This window comes from Janthinobacterium sp. GMG1 (genome assembly GCF_034427795.1).
In the GTDB taxonomy this organism is placed as follows: Bacteria; Pseudomonadota; Gammaproteobacteria; order Burkholderiales; family Burkholderiaceae_D; genus Janthinobacterium.
Genome location: NZ_JAXQNT010000002.1, coordinates 697,183 through 716,064 on the forward strand (window position 1 = coordinate 697,183; position 18,882 = coordinate 716,064).

Sequence of the window (18,882 nt, forward strand, 5' to 3'; positions counted from 1 at the left end):
GATGGTTTCCTTAGCTTTGACGTGATCAGTGTTCGTGGCCGGCGGAGTCCTTGCCCAGCTCGGACTTCAGGACAAAACTGCCTTGCGCCGCGTACGGCGTGCCGGCGGCCAGGCCCTGCTTGATGTGCGTCAATGTGCCATCGCTGCGGCCCGGCACCACGGGCGTGGCCTGGTAGCCATCTTTGACCTGCACGAAGACGACGGGCTTGTCTTCCACCGTCTGGATGGCTGTACTCTGCACGGTGACGGGCGCGTCCGCTTCGCCGGACACCACTTCCACCGTGACGAACAGGCCCGGACGCCACGCCATGTCGGGGTTCTGCAAGCTGATGCGTGCCTTGGCCGTGCGCGTCTGCTCGCCCAGCAAGGCGCCCACATAGGTGATCGTGCCTTGCGCGCTGGCATCGAAAGCGCTGGCTTTGACTTCCGCCTTGCCTCCCATGCGCACGGTGGCCAGGTCTTTCGCCGGCACGGCGATTTCCGCCCACACGGTCGACAGGTCGGAAATGACGAAGATGTTCGCGTCTTCCTTGACGGCTTCGCCCAGGGTGATGTGTTTTTCCAGCACCATGCCGTCGAACGGCGCGCGGATGTCGTAGCGGTTCAGCGGCCCTTTGCTGGTACTCGTGGCGCCCAGCGCGCTGAGCTTTTGCTGCGCGTTCTGCACGGCGATTTCCGCTTCGCGCCACGCCTGCTGCGCCTGCAGATAATCCTGTTCGGCCGAAATTTTCTCGCGCCACAGTTTTTCTTCGCGCTCATACGTGGAACGGGCCAGTGACAGGCGCCGCTGCGCCGACAGCAGCTCGCTGCGCTGTTCCGACAGTTCCGTGCTGGCGATGACGGCCAGCACTTGCCCCTTTTTCACCAATTGGCCCAGATCCGCGTGCACGGCTTCCACCACGCCGGCCAGACGCGGCACGACGTGGGCCGTGCGGTCTTCATTGAAACGGATTTCGCCGGGCAGGGCGACCGTCGTCTTGATGCGACCGGGCGCGGCCGTAGCGATGACGACGCCGGCGGCCTTGCTTTGCGCGGCGCTCAATTCCAGCTTGCCTTCCACTTCTTCGTGGCCATGTTCGTCTTTCTTTTCAGTATGTGCTTCCGCCTTGACGGCGGTGGACGGCGCGGTCCTGGAATTGCCCGTGCCGAGGATGAGGATGGCCAGCACGATGCCGGCGGCGGCGATGGACGCGATGGCGATCTTCTGTTTTTTGTCGAGTTTGATATTCATGGTCGGGGATTCCTTACAGGGGAGCTGGTGCGCCCAGCAGGCGCTCGATGTCGGCGGCGGCCTGGTGTGCTTCGGTGAGGGCGCGCAAGTATTGGTTTTTGGCTTGCAGCAAGGTGCGCTGGGCATCGAGCACGTCGAGGAAGGCGAACTTGCCGAACTCGAAACCCTTGCTGGCCGCGTCGTAGGCGCTTTGCGCGCCAGGCAAGATGTCCTGGCGCAAGCTTTCCACGTCGAGCCGGGCCGTGGCCAGCCGTTCGATGGCGGCGGCCACGTCCGTTTGCACGGCGATGCGGGCGGCGGCCAGCTCGTCGCTGGCCTTGTCGCTGCGGCGCAAGGCATCGAGCTTGTTGCCCGCATTGCGGTCGAACAAAGGCAGCGGCAGGGCCAGGCCGATGATGGCCTGGTTGCGGCCCAGCTCTTCCGAGCGCTTCATGCCGATGCTGACCGTGACGTCGGGCGTGGCGCGCCGCTGTTCCACGTCCAGCATGGCTTGCCGCTGGGCCAGCGCGCTGTGCGCCTGTCGTACGGCCGGGGCTTGCCCAAGGCGCGCCGCCAGTTCGCTTGCCTGGGGCAGTTCGGGCAAAGTTTCCAGGCGTCCCTCGGCGATACTGAAGCGTGGCGTGGCGTTGCCCCATTGGGCGGCCAGGCGCTTGCGGGCGCTGGCCAGGGTGCTGCGGGCCAGGTTCAGTTCCAGCCGCACGCTCGCTTCGGCGACACGGGCGCGGGTTTCCTCGACGGGCGAGGCCTTGCCGGCCGTCACGCGGCGCGCCGTGATGTCGCTGGCGCGCGCGGCCAGTGCCTGTGCGCTGTCGGCCAGGCGCAAGCCTTCCTGCGCCGCCAGCACGTCGACAAAGGCGGACGTGACGGCCGCGCGCGTGTCGGCTTGCTGCAGGGACAGGCCCGCTTGCGCCAGGTCTGCGCCGCGCTGGGCGACGGCGGCGCGCGCCCCGCGCTTGCCGCCCAGTTCGATCAACTGGTTCAGCTGCACGGTGGTGCTACGCGTGGCGCGCCGCGTGTCTTCCAGCACGGTTTGCAATTCTGGATTGGGCAGGGCGCGTGCCTGTTGCAACGCGCCGTCTTGCGCCGCCAGCTCGTGGCGGGCGGCCGACAGGGTGGCGTTGCCGCCTTCGGCCAGCAGCAGCGCGGCGGGCAAGGTCAGCGGGCCGGCAGGCTCCTGTGGAGCTTGCGCATGGGCAAAGTTGCCGGCCAGCAGGCCAGCGGAGAGCAATAACAGATAGATGGAACGGTGCATCGAATTCTCCAAGGTATGGAAAAAGAATTCGACGGGACGCGCAGGCTGGCGCCTGGCTTACAGCGAAAAGTGATTGAAACGTCCCGTCGGCCTAGGTGGCCGACGACCAGTCAGGGCGCTTGGGAGCGTCCGGGATGTGGGAAGCGTAAAAGAAGGGGGAGGTGTCCGCGTTCACGGACGCCATGTCACCGATGGGCAGGCTGGAGCCGGCCGGCAGCCATGCATGGCCGATGCCGTGGCAGACGTTGCAATCGCTGTGCGGCTGGCCTTTTTTCTGCTGGTCAGCTACCTTTTTGTCACCGGCGGGTTGCTTGTCCGCATCTGCCTCGGTCTCGGCCTTGTGCTGGTGGCTGTGGTGGCCCAGGTGCTGCGCCGCCTTGCCTTCCTCGTGCAGGCAATACGCGCTCGCCGCGGCCCAGGACATCTGGAGCGGAAGCACGAACAGCAGCAAAATGAGGAAGAATCGTCGCATGGTGACGGCTATTGTACAGAAAGAAGCGCTTAACGTGGCTGGGCGCGCCACGCCTTCAGCTGCGCGGCGATGGCCTTGCCCTGGAACAGCTGCGGCTCGGAATGCTCTTCCGCCTCCATGCCGCCTTCGCGGAAATCGGCTGCCTCGCGCGCCTGCACCAGCCCCCTGGCCTGGTCGAACGCTTCGGCAAAGCCGGTGCTCTTGGGCAAGGCTTCCTTGAAATACGCTTCGCTGAAATACGTGAAATCGTTCTGGTCGTCGCAGCCGAACGAGGTGCGGTCGCTGCGCGCGGCCGTGATGATGAGGGTGTTGTCATCTTTCAATGGCGCAATGAAGCCGCCCGCATAGCAGGCCGAGATCACGATGACTTTCCAGCGGATGCCGCTGTGCTTGAGCATGGACGCCAGCTCTTGCGCGGGCAGGCTGTGCAGGTCCATGCCGTTTTGCGCCAGCGCCAGTTCGTGCTCGGGCGAGCCGTGGCTGGTGAGGAATAAAAACAGGATGTCGTTGGCCTTGTCCATTTTCGCGCCCAGCGCGTCGAGGCTGGCTGCGATACTGGTGCGCGTGGCCATCGGCTGCTGCGCCACCGTGTTGCGGCTGTTGACCAGCATCAAGGAGCGGCCCACGGTACCGTAATCGCGGTCGAACTGGCGCTGCACGAAGGCCGTTTCGCGGTGAAACACTTCCTGCGCTCCATCGCCGGCCACACTCAGCAGATACAGATTGATTTTCTTCGCCGCATCGCGCGGCGCGATCCTGGCCAGGGCGCTGTCGAGCAGGGCGCGCTGGTTATACAGGGCCAGCTCTATATTGTCGCGCGTGAGCTTGTCCAAGGCCGGGTCGTCCAGCTGGCCTTCCGTCCAGTTGCCGCTGTCTTCGCGCCGGCCGTCTGCCTGCGCCACGGCATAGCGCAGCACGCCCTTGCCGTCGAACTGGCCATTCTTGAAGCCGCCCCGGTATTCGTCGCCGTCGGCCGTGCGCAGCACGCCTACACCCTCGAATTTCCAGTCTTTCAGCTCGCCTTCGTAGTGGATGCCATCGCTGGTGGTGACCCTGGCCTTGCCCTGCACCTGGCCCTGGACGAATTCGCCTTCGAAGACGGTGCCGTCCGTGTCGGTCAGCTTGCCGGCGCCGTGCGGGCGCCAGTGCTTGAAATGGCCTTCGAAGGTGGCGCCATCGGCGCCCTGGAAGCGGCCTTGTCCCTCGAAGCTGCCCTTGACGAAGCTGCCCGTGTAAATTTCGCCCTTGGGCGAGGTGTAGCGGCCGAGGCCATCGAAGGCGCCCTGGCGGAACGCGCCCGTGTATTCGACGCCGGACGCCTGTCGCAGCTTGCCCTGGCCGGAAAACACGCCGCGCGCAAAACCTCCTTCGTAGAACGCGCCGCTCGCGTATTCGAGCCGGCCCTGGCCATGCATCTTGCCCGCGACGAGGGGGCCGAAATAGCGTCCGCCATCGGCCGTTTCCGCCGCCGGCGCCTTGGCTGGCGCGGCGCACAGCGGCGGCATGCCCAGCGCGGCAAAGGCCAGCAGGCCGGCGAGGGTGTAGGGGCGAAGCGAGGCGCGTAGCGTGGCAGTCATGAGGACGGTCTGGTCTGTAGGAAGGGGCCTAGTCTGCCACTGTATTGCCAGCATGGCAAATGCGCGCGTGGCGTGTGTTGCTCTGCCTCAAGGCAAGATTCTGCGTTTTATGCCGTGCCAAGGCTGGGCTGAACTGATAATATTGATTTTCAGAACATATACTTGCACAAGGTACATAGTCACCCATGGAAAGCCGTCTCAGCCGCCTGGAAGCCGTTCAAACCGTGTTGCTGGAAATCGGGCAACGCTCGAGCACCTGCAGCGATATCAGCGAATTCCTGCAGGCGGTGCATGCGGCGCTGGGACGCATCATGTATGCCGCCAATTTTTACGTGGCGCTCAGCGACCACGACGATGGCCTCGTGCGCTTTCCCTACTTTGTCGATGAATTCGACGCCGCGCCCGATCCAGGCGAGGGCGTGCGCCTGGCCAGCGCCGCGCAGTCGCCCACGGCGTGGGTCATCGTCAACCGCAAGCAACTGGTGATGACGGCTGACGACGACGCCATGCGTGCCATCGGCGGCGGCGCCTGGGGCGGCGGCACGGCGGCCGAGCACTGGATCGGCTGCCCGCTGCTGGACCAGCAGCACCAGGTGCTGGGCGCCATCGTCATCCAGAGCTATGACGCGCAGCACCGTTTCAGCCTGGAGGACCAGGCCCTGTTCGCGCTGATTGCCACGCATGTATCGAGCGCCCTGCAAGGCATGCAAAGCATGGACCGCCTGGAAAAGGCGGTGCAGGAGCGCACGGCCCTGCTGGCGCACGAGGTGGCCGAGCGGCGCCGCGCGGAAAACCTGCAGCATGCGCTGTATGAAATCGCCAACCTGTCGGCGCAGGCAGCCGATGCGACGACCTTGTACGCGCGTCTGCACGCCATCATCAGCGAGCTGGTGACGGCAAAGAATTTCCTCATCGCCCTGTACCACCCGGACAACAAGGACATCACGATCCCGTATTTTGTCGACGAGAAGGATGCGCAGGCGCCCGTAAAACGCTTTCATTACGGCATCGGCATGAGTTCGTATGTGCTGGCGCGGCGCCAGGCTTGCTTGCTCGATGCCGGCAGCTATGCGGCGCTGGTGGCCAGCGGCGAGATGGACGAGCCGCTGGGCAATACCAGCATCGCCAGCTGGATGGGCGCACCCATGCTGCTGGGCGAGCGGAAATATGGCGTGATCATCGTGCAAAGCTACGACGAATCCGTCGTGTATGGCCAGGCGGAACTGGACGTGCTGGCCTTCATGGCCAGCCACGTGGCCGTGGCGATGGCCCGCATCCAGGCCGACAGCGCCATGCGCCAGGCCAAGGAAGCGCTGGAAGAGCAGAACGCGGCCCTGAACAGCGCCCTGAGCGCCTTGCAGGAAGCGCAGTCGGAACTGGTGCGCCAGGAAAAACTGGCGTCCCTGGGGCGCCTGGTGGCGGGCGTGGCGCATGAAATCAATACGCCGCTGGGCATTTGCGTGACGGCCACCAGCCACCTGGTGCAGGAATTGAAACTCACGCGCGAAGACCTGGAGGGCGGCCAGCTCGATGAGGACGGCTTGCGGCAATTCTTCGACATCATCGACCAGACCCTGCGCATCATGACGACGAATACGCAGCGCGCCGCGGCGCTGGTGCGCAGCTTCAAGCAGGTGGCCGTGGATCAGTCTTCGGACGAATTGCGCAGCTTTAACTTGCGCAAATACCTCGATGAAATCCTGTTGTCCTTGCAGCCCAAGCTGAAGGGCAAGCCGGTCAAGGTGGAGATCGACTGTGCGCCCGAGGTGCAGCTGCGCAGCTATCCGGGCGCCGTCTCGCAGATCGTCACGAACATGGTGGTCAATTCACTGGTGCACGGCTTTGCCGAAGGCGAGCCGGGCAAGATCAAGATTTCAGCCAGGATGGCCGGCGAGATGCTGGAACTCGACTACAGCGACGACGGCATGGGCATGGACAGCGCCACCCTGGGCCAGCTGTTTGACCCCTTCTTCACGACCAAGCGCGGCTCCGGCGGCAGCGGACTCGGTGCGCATATCCTGTACAACCTGGTGACGGGACCGCTGGGAGGGACGGTGAAGGTGGTCAGTGCGGCGGGGATGGGCTTGCATTACAAGATACGCTTCCCGCTGGAGCCGAAGAGTGCTTGAAATTTGAAGCTTGAAAATGGCGGGCCTGAGACGCGGGCCTGAGAAAATGCCGATGGCGGCGTTGCAGCTCCTTGCCGTACATGCGTACTGTCTGCGTCGCCGCGCCTTGCCCTCGACATTTTTCAGGCCCGCTTGGCCCGGAACGCCCATGTTGGGGGCTTGGGCCGAAGCGTGTTTTGCCGGTGTGCGTATCGCTCAGCGACGTATGTTGGCTAATCGGGGAAGCGCTTGTTCAACGCCAGCGCTTCATCCAGATTCGCAATCAGCAACTCCACATACTGCGGGTCGAGGTGGCTGCCGCTCACTTCGCGCAGGTAGCTGACCACGCGCTCCAGGGGCCAGGCATCCTTGTAGCAGCGCTTGTGCATGAGGGCGTCGAACACGTCGGCCACGGCGGCGATGCGTGCGTATTTGTGGATGTTTTCGCCGACCAGGCCTTGCGGGTAGCCGCTGCCGTCGTATTTTTCATGGTGCTGGTGGGCAATCACGGCAGCCGCCTTCAAGAGCGGACGCTGCGAACCGTCGAGGATGGACATGCCCACCGTCGGATGCTGTTTCATGATTTCCCATTCGGCCGCATCGAGCTTGCCCGGTTTGAGCAGCACGGCGTCGGGCGTGGAAATCTTGCCGATGTCATGCATGGGCGCCGCGTGGCGCAGCACCATGGTTTCCTCTTCCGACATGCCGGACGCCTGCGCCAGCAGCTGGCACACTTCGGCCATGCGGCGCACGTGGTTGCCGCCTTCGTGCGAGCGCGATTCGACCACGTCGCCCAGGCGCAGGATCAGCTCGGCCTGGGTATCGGTGATTTCCTGCGTTAGCAGGATATTGTCGAAGGCGATGGCCACGCCGGAACAGAATACTTCCAGCAACTGCGCGTCGAGGTCGGAAATCTCTTCCACGCCTTTGAGTACCAGCAAGGACGCCTTGCCGCTGCTGTTCGGGAAATAGCCGACATAGGTGTCGCCGTGCAGGCGCGAGATCTTGTTGCTCTTGGCGTCGTCCAGTTGCGACAGCAGGGAAGGGCTGAGGATGCCGTCGTCCGTGTCGCCGATCTGCGCGAGGATTTCATAATCCTGTTCGCCCGAGATGGCGCTGGCGCCGCGCAGGCGCAGCAACATGCTCGTTTCCAGGCGCAGCAGGGCGACGACTTGCTGCAGCAGGCCGCTGGCGAAGTCGCGCAGGTTGCGCTGCTTGAAAATGTGCGCCGAGGCGGCGATGACTCTTTCCAGTCCCTCGCGGTAATGGAGCTGGGCCTGGCGTGCCTCTTCCACCTTCATGATGTCGCGGTAGGCGCGCAGGGCGGCAAAGGTGGTGGTGAACAGCTTGGTGCGGTCCAGTTCCGTCTTTTCCTTGTAGTCGTTGATGTCGTAGTTGACGATCACCCGCTCTTCCGGCGCCTGTCCCGGCTGTCCCGTGCGCAGCACGATGCGCGTAAACTGGTTGCCCAGGTCTTCGCGCATCCAGCGTGCCACTTCCAGGCCGCTGTCTTCGCGCTCCATCACCACGTCGAGAAACACCAGCGCGATGCCTTCTTCGCGCGCCAGCACCTGCTTGGCCTCGGCGCCGCTGTAGGCATGCACGAAACTCAGGGCGCGGCCCTCGAGGCGAAAACGGCTCAGCGTCAGTTTGGTGATGTCGTGGATGTCGGGTTCATCGTCGACGAGCAGGACTTTCCAGGGAGGTAACTTGGGCGAGGCTGAAGACAAAAATGACATAAGGGCGAGTTCCGCTAAAAGGCATAACTGACGCAATGCTGAGACGCCTGCGCCAGGCTTGCCTGTGCGCCACTACTGGCGTTGCGCGTTTTTCGGGCGCATTTTATCGATTGTAGACTGACAGCCAAGTATTAACAACAAGCAAGAATAATTGACTAAATTCATGCAACATGCATATCAAAAAAGCACTTTAAATCCACGCTGGCGACACTATCTATACTTTATCGCTTAGGCAACTATATTTTCAAGACAATACTTTGTTTTAATTAATATTGCCAATGAATCTGTAAAAAAAGTCTGTGGCCTGAGCCCTGTTCGTTACGCGGTGCAAGAAAAGTAACAATGTATTAGTTTCCCTTTAGAATGAAACTCATCGCGCTATAGTAAGACGTAAAAAGTGGCCGGAGTGCCATCCACATTCTTGAAAGGACTCATCATGAAAACGAAAACGACGCGTACCTTCATTGCTGGTCTTGCCTTGCTGGCGAGCACTGCCGCCTGGGCGGGCACGGAAGTTCATTTCACCAAGCCGGAACAATTTTCGGACGTGTCTTTCGATCAGACGGAGCGTGACAAAGTGCTCAAGGACTTGACGGCGCATTTCGAGAAACTGGGAGAGTCGCTCAAGCCTGGCCTGACCCTGAAGATCGATGTGACGGATCTGGACATGGCTGGCCGTGAAAATCCCTCCATGCGCTCCACGCAGGATTTCCGCGTGATGACCGGTCAGGCCGATTGGCCGCACATGCGCTTGCATTATGTGCTGGAGCAGGATGGCAAGGTCATCGGCAGTGCGGATGCGGCCCTGTCCGATATGTCCTATCTGACGCGCATCAATCGCTATGCGAGCGGCGACAAGCTGCGCTACGAGAAGAAGATGATCGATGACTGGTTCTCGGACACGTTTGGCACGCAAGTGAAGCGTCCGGTACGCAAATGATCTTGCCGCCGGGCGCAGTGCCGGGCTAATTAACGTCAATAGTCAACGCAAGTAGTCAACGCAAGTAAGCCTGTTCGATGCGCGCCAGCTGGCCGCTCTGCCGCAGGGCCAGCAGGGCGGCATTCATTTGCGCGACGAAATCAGCCTTGTAGGCCGGCGTGTTGCGCGCGCTGTAGGCGATATAGGTGGCTTCGGACGACAGTTCCAGCACTTCGTGCAATTGAAAGCCGTAACTGGCCAGTTCGCCGCCCAGCTGGCGCGCCGTGTGGCGTGCCGCGCCGCGGTCGCTGGCGTAGCAATCGATACGCCGCAAGGCCAGTTTTTTCAGATTGGCTTCATTGCCCTTGGCCGCTTCCAGGCGCAGCAGTCCTTCGCGGGCCGGCGCCATCAATTTTTCCGAGAGCAGAAAACCCGTGTTGACGCCGATGGTCAGGCCTGCAAAGTCGGCGGGAAACCGCGTGCGCGGCGTGCGCATGACGGCGTCATGGCAAAACAGCACCACCGATTCGCGGTACAGCATGGCCGAATACGGTTGCACGTACGGCCTTTCCGTTTTGCGTCCGGGTGGAAACAGGCCGAAAACCTGGCCCTTTTCCAGCGCATCGAGGCCCCGCTTCCAGGGGCGCGGCTGTAGTTCCAGGCGGTAATCGGGCATCGCGCTGGCCGCCTGGCGCAGGATATCGACATACATGCCCTTGAAGACGCCGTTTTCCACGTAGCTGTACGGTGCATAGTCGTCGTCGCCGTACAGGATGACGGTTTGCGGCGCGGCATGGCCGATGCCGGGTGACGCCATCGCGCAGGCGGCCAGCAGGCAGGCGCCGGCGCGGCGCAGGTCAATTTTGCATATCATCCTGACAAGGATACAGGATGATGGCTGGAATGTACCGCGCCTCAGTCGATCCAGTTCACCTGAGGAAACTTGCTGCCGAAATCTTCCGGCATGGGCACGACCTGGCTGCGCTTGTAGTTGAAGAAGACAAAGCCGGACTTGGCCATGGCGATCAGGGTGCTGTCGCGCGGGCGCGTGATGCGGAAGGTGATGTCGCCGCCATACTTGTTGAAATCCATGACACCCACTTCGAACAGCAACTGGTCGCGCGCATGGGCTTCGGCGCGGTAGGTGGTGGCCAGGTCGGTGACGATGATGCCGGTGCCGTCCGCTTCGATGTCGCGCACGCCATATTCGAACAGGAAGCGGGCGCGGGCTTCGGAAATCATGGAAATCATGGAATCATTGCCGAGATGGTTGCCGGCGTTGATGTCCGTCGTGCGTACCGTCAGTTGCGAGGAATAGCAGTACTGGTCTTCGGGAAATTCAAGTTTCAAACGGGCCATGGTGTTCTCTTGGGCTGGGGCGCAGGGCGCGGCGGAAATATCAATTCTAGCCGGTTCCCCGCGCCCCGTCGAAAAATGCCGCCCCAGGCGTGCGCCGCCATGACTGCTTGCGTACGCTTACCTGCGTACTATCCTGTACACCTTGCCCGTGCCGCTCAGCATGTACAGCTCGTTTTGCGCATCCTGGCCAAACGACAGGATGTTGCCCACGTTCGTGATGCCCCAGTCCGTTACGGCCGAGGCCATCCCATTGCTGTAGCTGAAACTTTTCAGCCAGCCGCTGCAGTAGTCGGAATACAGGTAGTGCCCCGCCAGTTCCGGCAGGGCCGCGCCCCTGTAGACATAGCCGCCCGTGATCGAGCAGCCGCCGGCTGCATCGTGGCCGTATTCGATGGCGGGCAGGACCAGCCCCGCCTGGTTGCAACTGGCGCTGTTGTAGCAGTGCGTGCCTTCCATGATGTTCCAGCCATAGTTGTTGCCCGCCTGGCCCACGGGCCGCACGTCGACTTCTTCCCAGTTTGCCTGGCCCACATCGGCGATATACAGCAGCTGGGCCGGCACGTCGAAGGCGTAGCGCCATGGGTTGCGCAAGCCGTAGGCCCAGATTTCAGGGCGCCCGCCTGCCGTGGCAAATGGATTGCCGGGTGGAATGGCATACGGTTGGGCGACGCTGCTGGCGTTGACGTCCAGGCGCAGCAGTTTTCCCAGGAGCACGTTGGTGTTTTGCGCGTTGCCGGGCGGATCGCCCCCGCTGCCGCCGTCGCCCGTGCCCGCATACAGATAGCCGTCCGGTCCAAAGCTGAGCAAGCCGCCATAGTGGTTGCTGAACGTGGGATGGGGAATTGTCAGGATGCCCAGCGCGGACAGGGGATCGGCCACGTTGGCGTTGCCGGCCGACACTTGCCGCCGCTCGATGACGATATCGCCGGCCAGGTTTGTGTAATACAGGAAGAAATAGCCGTTGCTGGCGTATTGCGGATGGAAGGCCAGCGACAGCAAGCCCCGTTCGCCGCTGGTGGTGGTGAGCGTACTGATGTCGAGGAAGGGCGTGGCCAGCAGGTTGCCGTTCTGCACCACGCGGATGCGGCCGGCCCGTTCAATGATGAACAAACGGCTGTCGCCGGGCGGCGCCGTGAGGAAGATGGGGGCGTTCAAGCCGCTGGCCACCTCTTGCAGGGAGAGGGCCAGCGGCGCGCTGGCCGCATAGGTGACGCTGGCGCTGGCCGTCGCCCCCGCATTGACTTGCACCTGCTGCGTGACGAGCGTGGGCGTGCCTTGCGCCACGCTGGCGGCGCTGAGCGTGTAGGCGCCGGGCGCCAGGTCTGTCAAGGTGGTGCTCGCCGTCAGCGTCTTGCTGTACGCCGCAGGCCCGCTCACCGTGACGGCGCCCGCCACGCCGGCCGGCAAGCCGCCGATGGTGACTGTCAGGCTGCCGGTGCCGGCAGCAGGCGGATGGTGACCGCCGCCCCCGCCACACGATGCCAGCAGGCTCAGGCAGCACGCCAGCAGCAGGGCTGGCCAGATAGGGGAAAGCCGGGATAGGAAGTGGCGCATGTCAGTCTCCTGCTGGCTGCTCGGTATGGCGCTAGGTTTGCTGCAAGAATGCGCGTTTTTGGCGTCGGCACGATTGAGCTTGCGCAAGCGTACGCCTCGCATGGGTCACGCTTCCGTGCGCTGCTGCACGGTACGGCGGCATCGGACAAATGCGCCGCGTTTTCAGACAAGCGCAGGGCCAGTCGCACCGTCACGTCCGTTGCCGCCCGATAATGGCGCATCTGAAACCGAGCAGGAATGACACACATGAAAACCAAAGCCGCGATTGCCTGGAAAGCGGGTGCCCCGCTGACGATCGAAGAAGTCGACCTGGCCGGCCCGCGCGCCGGCGAAGTGCTGGTCGAGCTGAAAGCCACCGGGATTTGCCATACCGATTACTACACCCTGTCCGGCGCTGATCCGGAAGGCATCTTCCCTGCCATCCTCGGCCATGAAGGCGCCGGCGTCGTCGTCGACGTGGGGCCGGGCGTGACGACCCTGAAAAAGGACGACCACGTCATCCCCCTGTACACGCCGGAATGCCGCCAGTGCAAGTTCTGCCTGTCGCAAAAGACGAATCTGTGCCAGGCCATCCGTTCCACGCAGGGCCGCGGCCTGATGCCGGACGCCACCAGCCGCTTCTCGCTGAATGGCCAGCCGCTGTTCCACTACATGGGCACGTCCACCTTTTCGAACTACATCGTCGTGCCGGAAATCGCCCTGGCCAAGATCCGCGAAGATGCGCCGTTCGACAAGGTGTGCTACATCGGCTGCGGCGTGACGACCGGCGTGGGCGCCGTCCTGTTCTCGGCCAAGGTCGAGGCGGGCGCCAACGTGGCCGTCTTCGGTCTGGGCGGCATCGGCCTGAACGTGATTCAGGCTGCCAAAATGGTCGGCGCCGATAAAATCATCGGCATCGACATCAACCCGGCGCGCCAGGCCATCGCGCGCAAGTTCGGCATGACGCATTTTATTAATCCGAACGAAGTGGAAAACGTCGTCGATGCCATCGTGCAACTGACGGATGGCGGTGCCGACTACAGTTTCGAATGCGTCGGCAATACGACCCTGATGCGCCAGGCGCTCGAGTGCACGCACAAGGGCTGGGGCAAATCGTTCATCATCGGCGTGGCAGCGGCCGGCCAGGAAATTTCCACACGTCCATTCCAGCTGGTGACGGGACGCGAATGGCGCGGTTCGGCCTTCGGCGGGGCGCGCGGTCGCACGGACGTGCCGAAGATCGTCGACTGGTACATGGAAGGCAAGCTCAATATTGACGACCTGATCACGCATCGCCTGCCGCTCGAACGCATCAACGAAGGCTTCGACCTGATGAAGAGCGGCGAGTCGATCCGTTCCGTCGTGTTGTACTAATCTTAACGGATGTACTCATTGCGCAACACTTGACGGACGGGGCAGGGCGGCAGGCTGTACTTCGCTGCCTGCCCCTGCTAGTGTGAAGATATCACCGCCTTGCTTTGGGAGCCGTTCATGTTTGCCACTGCCTACCTCGCCACCTTGCGCCGCATGCTGCCCGTCTTCCTCGGCGCTGCCCTGTCTTCCCTGCTGGCCTTGTGGTGGAGCAATGCCGCCAGCCTCGCCACACCCGCCATCTGGCTGGCGCTGCTGGCCACGTATCTGCTGTGCGCACTGCTGTTTACACCGCTGGCCCGGCAGAGCCGCCAGCTGGCCACGCGCCACGTGCGTCACGGTAAGCCGCGCTGACGTCTTAGCGCGCCGTGCTGGAAAAGCGCTCGCGGTAATCGCGGGGCGTGATGGCAAGTTTCTTTTGAAACAGGCGGCGCAGCCTCTCCTCGCTATGCAAGCCCGCTTGCACGGCCACCTGTTTTAAGGAAGACACATTGTCTTCCAGCAAGCGGCGCGCTACTTCAAAGCGGGCCGTGTCGATGAATTCCGTAGGGCTGGTGCCCGTTTCGCGCTGGAACACGCGCGTAAAATTGCGCTCGCTCATGGCCAGCCTGGCCGCCAGCAGCGGCACAGTAAGCTCTTCGGCCAGGTGTTCCATGATCCAGCCCTGTAACTGGCGGATGGTGGGATGCGTCGTCATCTGGCTCGACAGGTGCACGGAAAACTGCGACTGGCCGCCGGGCCGCTTCAGATACACGACCAGGTCGCGCGCCACTTCCAGGGCGATATCGCGGCTGAAATCGTCTTCCACCAGGGCCAGCGCCAGGTCAATGCCGGCGGTCACGCCGGCCGACGTCCAGAATTTCCCTTCCCGCACGAAAATCGCATCGGCATTGACCTGTATCAATGGATAGCGCTGGCGCAGGCTGTCCACGGCGCTCCAGTGCGTGGCGGCGCTCTTGCCGTCGAGCACGCCGGCCTCGGCCAGGAAGAAGCAGCCCGTGCACAGGGCCGCCAGGGTGTCGATGCGCGGCGCCGCCTCGGCCACCCAGGCGGCGAGGGCGGGAATGTCTTGCAAGACTTGCTCGACGTGGTGGCAGCCGACGATGACGGCCAAGTCGGGCAGGCGGCTGGCATCGAGCGCCTTGCTGGCGTGCAGCGACATCAGGGTGTCCGACTCGACCGGGCCGATGGCTGTCGACACGATGCGCACGTCGTAGCCGCCGGGCAGATTGCGCAGGCGCAAATGGGTATTGGCGTAGTCAAACACTTTCATGGCGCCGATGGCTTCGAGCGCCTTGAAGCCGGGATAGACGATGATGTCGACGGTGCGCAGGGGGAATTCTTTGGGGCTTTGCTTGATCATGCGATATGCGCGAGGGGGATAAATACTGCCATAATGCAACAACAGCGATGGCGTAGGTTAGCATGAAATAATTGGCGCGCCCGCTGGCTCCCCATCCACCGGATTCCTCGATATCGTGCGCTTACTTCACATTTTTGCCGCCCTGACATTGCTGCTGGGCCCATCCCTTGCCCACGCGGCCACGCTCAACTTCAATGGCGGCACCGTCAGCAACTGCAGCCAGAGCCAGGATGGCTTGCAATACACGTGCGCCTCGCTGGCGCTGGGATCCACCGACGTCATCGTCATCGGCAGCGCGTATGCCGTGACGGTCAACAGTTCGCTGGCGATGAGCTACAACCAGGGATTGACGATGAGCGGCAATGCCACGCTGACGGTCAAGGGCAATCTCGATATCAAGGACATCAATCCGCCGAACCTGAAAGTCACGGGCGGCAACCTGACAGCGGAGGGCGGCACTTTCCTCATGGGTTCTCAGGAACAGACCATCACGGCAAATATTTCCGCCACGACCATCAAGATGGGCTCGAACAACGTCAAGGTGACGGGCAAGATCAGCGCCAAGGGCCCCGTGGAAATCGCCTCCGGTTCCGTCATCAACGGGCCGATCAGCGGCACCATCGTCAATATCCTGCCCGCCAGTACCCGCATCCAGGGCGATATCACGGCCAGCGTATCGCTGACCATCGGTTCCGGCAGCCAGGTGACGGGCAACCTGAAATCGCCGACGATCGACCTGAAGGCGTCCGGCCTGCTCGTCACTGGCGACGTGGAGGCAAGCAATTCCTTGTCGATCGCCTCCGGCAATGGCATCAAGGGCAATGTGGACGCCGGCGAGGTGACGCTCGACTCGTCCAACGCCTATATCACGGGCAACGCCAAGGTCGACCACATCACCCTGGGCTGGCAGGGCCGGGTGCAGCAAACCATCACCTGCAAGGCGTATACGCCATCGAACCCGTGCAGCTGCGTGACGAACAACAGCGGCTGGGCCTTCAATGAACCGATGGGGCCGAAGTGCGGGCCCAGTACGCCTAGCGGACTGCACCATTTCCAGATCGAGCACCCGCTGACGGCGCTTACTTGCCAGGTGCCCACGGTGACGGTGACTGCCTGCGCCGATGCCAGCTGCAGCGCGGTCTACAAGGGAAGCCCCAGCCCCAGCGTCACCGTCAGCCCGGGCGGCGTGCCGACGCAGATCGATACCAGCGGCATCAACCCCAATGTCACGGTGCGCCAGACTACGGTGGGCATCGCCACCCTCGGCCTGGTCAGCACGCCCGCCACGACGGGGGCGCTGGTGTGCAAGAGCGGCGGCAGCACGAGCAATTGCCAGATCAGCTTTCTCTCCAGCGGCTTCCAGGTGAGCGGCGCTCCGCGCTACGCGGAAGAGGCGGGCGCACTGGAAATCAGCGCCTTGCAGACCTCGTCCGGCAATAGGGACGTTTGCGTGCCCATGTTCGCCGGCCAGAGCAAGGATTTGAACCTGAGTTGCGCGTACAGCAATCCGAATGCGGGTACATTGCCTGCGCGCATCTTTGACAGCGCCAAAAATAACTATGTTGCCCTGGCGGCCAGCGACCAGAGCAGCTGCAGCGGGACGAGCACCAAGGTGAGGGTGACGTTCGGCGCCAATGGCGTGGCCAAGCCGAACATGCTGTATGCCGATGCGGGAGCGCTGCTCCTGACGGCCTCTTACAAGCCGGACAGCGGCAGCGATAGCGGCCTGAGCATGACCGGTAGCAATACGGTCATCGTGGCGCCGCAGCAATTCCTGTTGACGAAGCTGGCGCCGACGCAGCGCGCGGGCCTGGCGGCAGCGCCCCTCGTGGCGGGGACGCCCATCACGTTATCGGCCGTCAACGCGCTCGGTGCCGTGACGAAAAACTTTGGCAACGAAAGCGGTGTCGCCGTGCAAAAAGTCGTGCTCGGCCGTAATCTGCTGGCGCCGGTCTACACAGGCGTAAGCAATCCAGAAGTCGGCGGCGATCTCGATTTCGTGAAAAAAGGGGGCGTCATCGTGGCGCCGCCGCTGGTCTGGCCCGAAGTGGGCAAGATCAATTTCACGGCCGCGCTGCAAGACAAAAACGGTTATCTGGGCAGCGGCCTGACGTCGCCGGGGACGAGCGATGCCGTACTCTTTTATCCGCACCACTTTGTGACGGAACTGGTGGTCAAGAAAGTGGACCTCCCGGGGGGGACGAAGACGGAGTTTCCTTTCCCATGCAGCGCGCCGTTCGTGTGTGCCGGCGACCGCGCCGTGTATTCGCGCCAGCCTTTCGATCTGACCATCCGCGCCCAGACCTCGGGTGGCGTGGACACCAAGAATTTTGACGCCAGGAATGACGTCATCAACAAAACGCAAGTGACGCTGGTCCCGTATGACGCGGCCACGGAGAAGAACAGCTATCCGCCCACGGCGCCATCGGGCAGCACGCTGACGGATGGGGCAAAAGCACCTGCGGCCGTGACGGGCGTACCCGTCACCAGTTTCAGCAATGGCGTTGCCACGCGCTCCATCGCCTACAGTTTCCCCGCCGCCTATGCCGTGCCCAAAGAAACGAAAGCACTGGCATCGCCGACGGGGCTGCTGCTGCGCGTGACGTATGCCTATCCGGCAGCCGGGAGTGTGAGCTCGGCGCCGGCCGATGGCAAGGAAGCGCAACTGACCGTGCTCACGGGCCGCCTGATGGTGCCGCATGACTACGGTTCCGAGCGCTATCCCGTGCGTCTCGCGGTGCAGACGCAGTACTGGGATGGCAAGACCTGGGTCACCAGTCTGCTGGACAGCATCAGTGCGTTCGACAACACGCTGGTGGTGTTTGCCAATTGCAAGAAAACCCTGGTATGCAAGGACTTTTTATTACCCAATAACACTATTGTTACTTATACAGTCGACAAGGGCATCTTGCCGCCAAATAGACGCCTGATCCTGGCGGCGCCCGGCGTCGGCAAGAGCGGCAGCGTCGATGTTTCCGTGCCCGGCATTGCGTACTTGCCCAGCACCGTGGGCACCGTCGTCTTTGGCGTCTTCAAGTCGGGTCCCGTGATTTACCTGCGCGAGATGTATTAGCCTGAACCAAGGGCGGGGGCAGGCAGCGCGAAAAACCAGTAACATGCCTGGCTGTGGCATTTCCTCCCCCAACCTCAGACTGGAGTTTTCTATGAGCACAACTTCGCAGTGGATCGATATCGCCGGCCCGGACGGCAGCTTCCAGGCTTACCTGGCCGTGCCGCATGTGGGCAAGGGTCCAGCCATCATCCTGTTGCAGGAAATTTTCGGCGTCAACGAGCACATCCGCGCCGTGGCCGACCAGTACGCGGCCGATGGCTACGTGGTGCTGGTGCCCGACCTGTTCTGGCGCGCCGGCGCGCACATCGAGCTCGGCTATGACGCGGACGGCTGGAAGCGTGCCGTCGAACTGATGCAGGCTACCGATAACGAACATGCCTTGAGCGATATCAAGGCCACCGTCGCCGCCCTGCGCGCGCGCCCGGAAGTGACGGGCAAGCTGGCTTCCGTCGGCTACTGCTTCGGCGGCCGGCTGTCGTTCCAGACGGCCGCGGCTGGCCTGGTCGATGCCGCCATCGCCTATTACGGCGGCGGCATCCAGAACAAGCTGGACCTGGCTGACAACATCAAGGTGCCGCTGCTCATGCATTTCGGCGGCCAGGACAGCCATATTCCGCCGGAAGCCGTGCAAAAGATCGCCGAGCGTTTCGAAGACCGGCAAGACGTGGAAATCCATATCTACCCGGGCGCCGAGCACGGTTTTAATTGCACCCACCGCGACAGTTACCAGCAGCGCGCCGCCGCCCACGCGCATGGCAATTCCTTGATTTTCCTCGCGGAAAATCTGTAAGACTGCCTCGCCAGGCTGGCCAGTTGCCATGGTTTGCTCAGCAGCAAAGCCGCATGGGCGCTAAAATAGCGGCTGTGCCGGGCAACTCCGGCCGG

General features: G+C 62.8%; 15 protein-coding genes. 6 read left to right on the forward strand and 9 right to left on the reverse strand.

What is annotated here, in order from left to right:
- Nucleotides 1-25 precede the first annotated feature (25 nt).
- From SJI03_RS08180 to SJI03_RS08195, 4 genes are all read right to left on the reverse strand, one after another.
- A complete protein-coding gene (locus SJI03_RS08180) occupies nt 26-1,231 on the reverse strand; it encodes an efflux RND transporter periplasmic adaptor subunit (protein ID WP_322426774.1) in 1,206 nt (401 codons plus the stop codon).
- A 13-nt stretch (nt 1,232-1,244) separates the two neighbouring features.
- Nucleotides 1,245-2,483 (reverse strand): TolC family protein, encoded by a 1,239-nt coding sequence (locus tag SJI03_RS08185; RefSeq protein WP_322426775.1) that lies wholly within the window; start codon nt 2,481-2,483, stop codon nt 1,245-1,247.
- Between the two features lie 91 nt (nt 2,484-2,574).
- A complete protein-coding gene (czcI, locus tag SJI03_RS08190) occupies nt 2,575-2,955 on the reverse strand; it encodes a cation efflux protein, CzcI family (protein ID WP_322426776.1) in 381 nt (126 codons plus the stop codon).
- A 29-nt stretch (nt 2,956-2,984) separates the two neighbouring features.
- Nucleotides 2,985-4,532: a C13 family peptidase gene (locus tag SJI03_RS08195; RefSeq protein ID WP_322426777.1), complete on the reverse strand. Its 1,548-nt coding sequence runs from the start codon at nt 4,530-4,532 to the stop codon at nt 2,985-2,987.
- 185 nt (nt 4,533-4,717) lie between these two features.
- Between SJI03_RS08195 and SJI03_RS08200 the strand changes: the two genes are divergently transcribed.
- Nucleotides 4,718-6,661 carry a GAF domain-containing sensor histidine kinase gene (locus SJI03_RS08200; RefSeq protein WP_322426778.1) on the forward strand — a complete coding sequence of 648 codons (1,944 nt, stop codon included), beginning with the start codon at nt 4,718-4,720 and terminating at the stop codon, nt 6,659-6,661.
- 212 nt (nt 6,662-6,873) lie between these two features.
- On the opposite strand, the gene SJI03_RS08205 is transcribed toward SJI03_RS08200, so the two are convergent.
- Nucleotides 6,874-8,379, reverse strand: coding sequence for a DUF3369 domain-containing protein (locus SJI03_RS08205; RefSeq protein WP_322426779.1), 1,506 nt, complete (start codon nt 8,377-8,379; stop codon nt 6,874-6,876).
- A 436-nt stretch (nt 8,380-8,815) separates the two neighbouring features.
- On the opposite strand from SJI03_RS08205, the gene SJI03_RS08210 reads away from it, so the two are divergent.
- Nucleotides 8,816-9,319, forward strand: a complete 504-nt coding sequence (locus SJI03_RS08210; protein ID WP_322426780.1) for a DUF3016 domain-containing protein — start codon at nt 8,816-8,818, stop codon at nt 9,317-9,319.
- Nucleotides 9,320-9,374: 55 nt separating this feature from the next.
- Here the strand turns inward: SJI03_RS08210 and SJI03_RS08215 are convergent, their stop codons facing one another.
- The 3 genes from SJI03_RS08215 to SJI03_RS08225 form a co-directional block, all read right to left on the reverse strand.
- Nucleotides 9,375-10,172, reverse strand: coding sequence for a substrate-binding periplasmic protein (locus SJI03_RS08215; protein ID WP_322426781.1), 798 nt, complete (start codon nt 10,170-10,172; stop codon nt 9,375-9,377).
- A gap of 41 nt (nt 10,173-10,213) precedes the next feature.
- Nucleotides 10,214-10,657, reverse strand: coding sequence for a thioesterase family protein (locus SJI03_RS08220; protein ID WP_099378569.1), 444 nt, complete (start codon nt 10,655-10,657; stop codon nt 10,214-10,216).
- Nucleotides 10,658-10,774: 117 nt separating this feature from the next.
- Nucleotides 10,775-12,211, reverse strand: coding sequence for a PQQ-dependent sugar dehydrogenase (locus SJI03_RS08225; protein ID WP_322426782.1), 1,437 nt, complete (start codon nt 12,209-12,211; stop codon nt 10,775-10,777).
- A gap of 246 nt (nt 12,212-12,457) precedes the next feature.
- On the opposite strand from SJI03_RS08225, the gene SJI03_RS08230 reads away from it, so the two are divergent.
- Both SJI03_RS08230 and SJI03_RS08235 read left to right on the forward strand, forming a co-directional pair.
- Nucleotides 12,458-13,564, forward strand: a complete 1,107-nt coding sequence (locus tag SJI03_RS08230) for an S-(hydroxymethyl)glutathione dehydrogenase/class III alcohol dehydrogenase (RefSeq protein WP_035824324.1) — start codon at nt 12,458-12,460, stop codon at nt 13,562-13,564.
- Between the two features lie 117 nt (nt 13,565-13,681).
- A complete protein-coding gene (locus SJI03_RS08235) occupies nt 13,682-13,915 on the forward strand; it encodes a hypothetical protein (RefSeq protein ID WP_034784311.1) in 234 nt (77 codons plus the stop codon).
- Between the two features lie 4 nt (nt 13,916-13,919).
- Here SJI03_RS08235 and SJI03_RS08240 read toward each other — a convergent pair whose 3' ends face one another.
- On the reverse strand, nt 13,920-14,924 hold the full coding sequence (locus SJI03_RS08240; protein ID WP_035824326.1) for a GlxA family transcriptional regulator: 1,005 nt from the start codon (nt 14,922-14,924) through the stop codon (nt 13,920-13,922).
- A 115-nt stretch (nt 14,925-15,039) separates the two neighbouring features.
- Here SJI03_RS08240 and SJI03_RS08245 point away from each other — a divergent pair, with 115 nt between their 5' ends.
- Nucleotides 15,040-17,997, forward strand: a complete 2,958-nt coding sequence (locus tag SJI03_RS08245; RefSeq protein ID WP_322426783.1) for a DUF6701 domain-containing protein — start codon at nt 15,040-15,042, stop codon at nt 17,995-17,997.
- 91 nt (nt 17,998-18,088) lie between these two features.
- Entirely contained in the window at nt 18,089-18,787 is a 699-nt protein-coding gene (locus SJI03_RS08250) for a dienelactone hydrolase family protein (protein WP_322426784.1), read from the forward strand.
- Nucleotides 18,788-18,882 lie beyond the last annotated feature (95 nt).

Excerpts from the sequence above, each read along its gene's own strand:
- SJI03_RS08215 (WP_322426781.1), bottom strand. The coding sequence starts at position 10,172 with ATGATATGCAAAATTGACCTGCGCCGCGCCGGCGCCTGCCTGCTGGCC.
- czcI (WP_322426776.1), bottom strand. The coding sequence starts at position 2,955 with ATGCGACGATTCTTCCTCATTTTGCTGCTGTTCGTGCTTCCGCTCCAG.
- SJI03_RS08185 (WP_322426775.1), bottom strand. The coding sequence starts at position 2,483 with ATGCACCGTTCCATCTATCTGTTATTGCTCTCCGCTGGCCTGCTGGCC.
- SJI03_RS08220 (WP_099378569.1), bottom strand. The coding sequence starts at position 10,657 with ATGGCCCGTTTGAAACTTGAATTTCCCGAAGACCAGTACTGCTATTCC.
- SJI03_RS08235 (WP_034784311.1), top strand. The coding sequence starts at position 13,682 with ATGTTTGCCACTGCCTACCTCGCCACCTTGCGCCGCATGCTGCCCGTC.
- SJI03_RS08225 (WP_322426782.1), bottom strand. The coding sequence starts at position 12,211 with ATGCGCCACTTCCTATCCCGGCTTTCCCCTATCTGGCCAGCCCTGCTG.
- SJI03_RS08200 (WP_322426778.1), top strand. The coding sequence starts at position 4,718 with ATGGAAAGCCGTCTCAGCCGCCTGGAAGCCGTTCAAACCGTGTTGCTG.
- SJI03_RS08210 (WP_322426780.1), top strand. The coding sequence starts at position 8,816 with ATGAAAACGAAAACGACGCGTACCTTCATTGCTGGTCTTGCCTTGCTG.
- SJI03_RS08205 (WP_322426779.1), bottom strand. The coding sequence starts at position 8,379 with ATGTCATTTTTGTCTTCAGCCTCGCCCAAGTTACCTCCCTGGAAAGTC.
- SJI03_RS08195 (WP_322426777.1), bottom strand. The coding sequence starts at position 4,532 with ATGACTGCCACGCTACGCGCCTCGCTTCGCCCCTACACCCTCGCCGGC.
- SJI03_RS08240 (WP_035824326.1), bottom strand. The coding sequence starts at position 14,924 with ATGATCAAGCAAAGCCCCAAAGAATTCCCCCTGCGCACCGTCGACATC.
- SJI03_RS08180 (WP_322426774.1), bottom strand. The coding sequence starts at position 1,231 with ATGAATATCAAACTCGACAAAAAACAGAAGATCGCCATCGCGTCCATC.
- SJI03_RS08230 (WP_035824324.1), top strand. The coding sequence starts at position 12,458 with ATGAAAACCAAAGCCGCGATTGCCTGGAAAGCGGGTGCCCCGCTGACG.
- SJI03_RS08250 (WP_322426784.1), top strand. The coding sequence starts at position 18,089 with ATGAGCACAACTTCGCAGTGGATCGATATCGCCGGCCCGGACGGCAGC.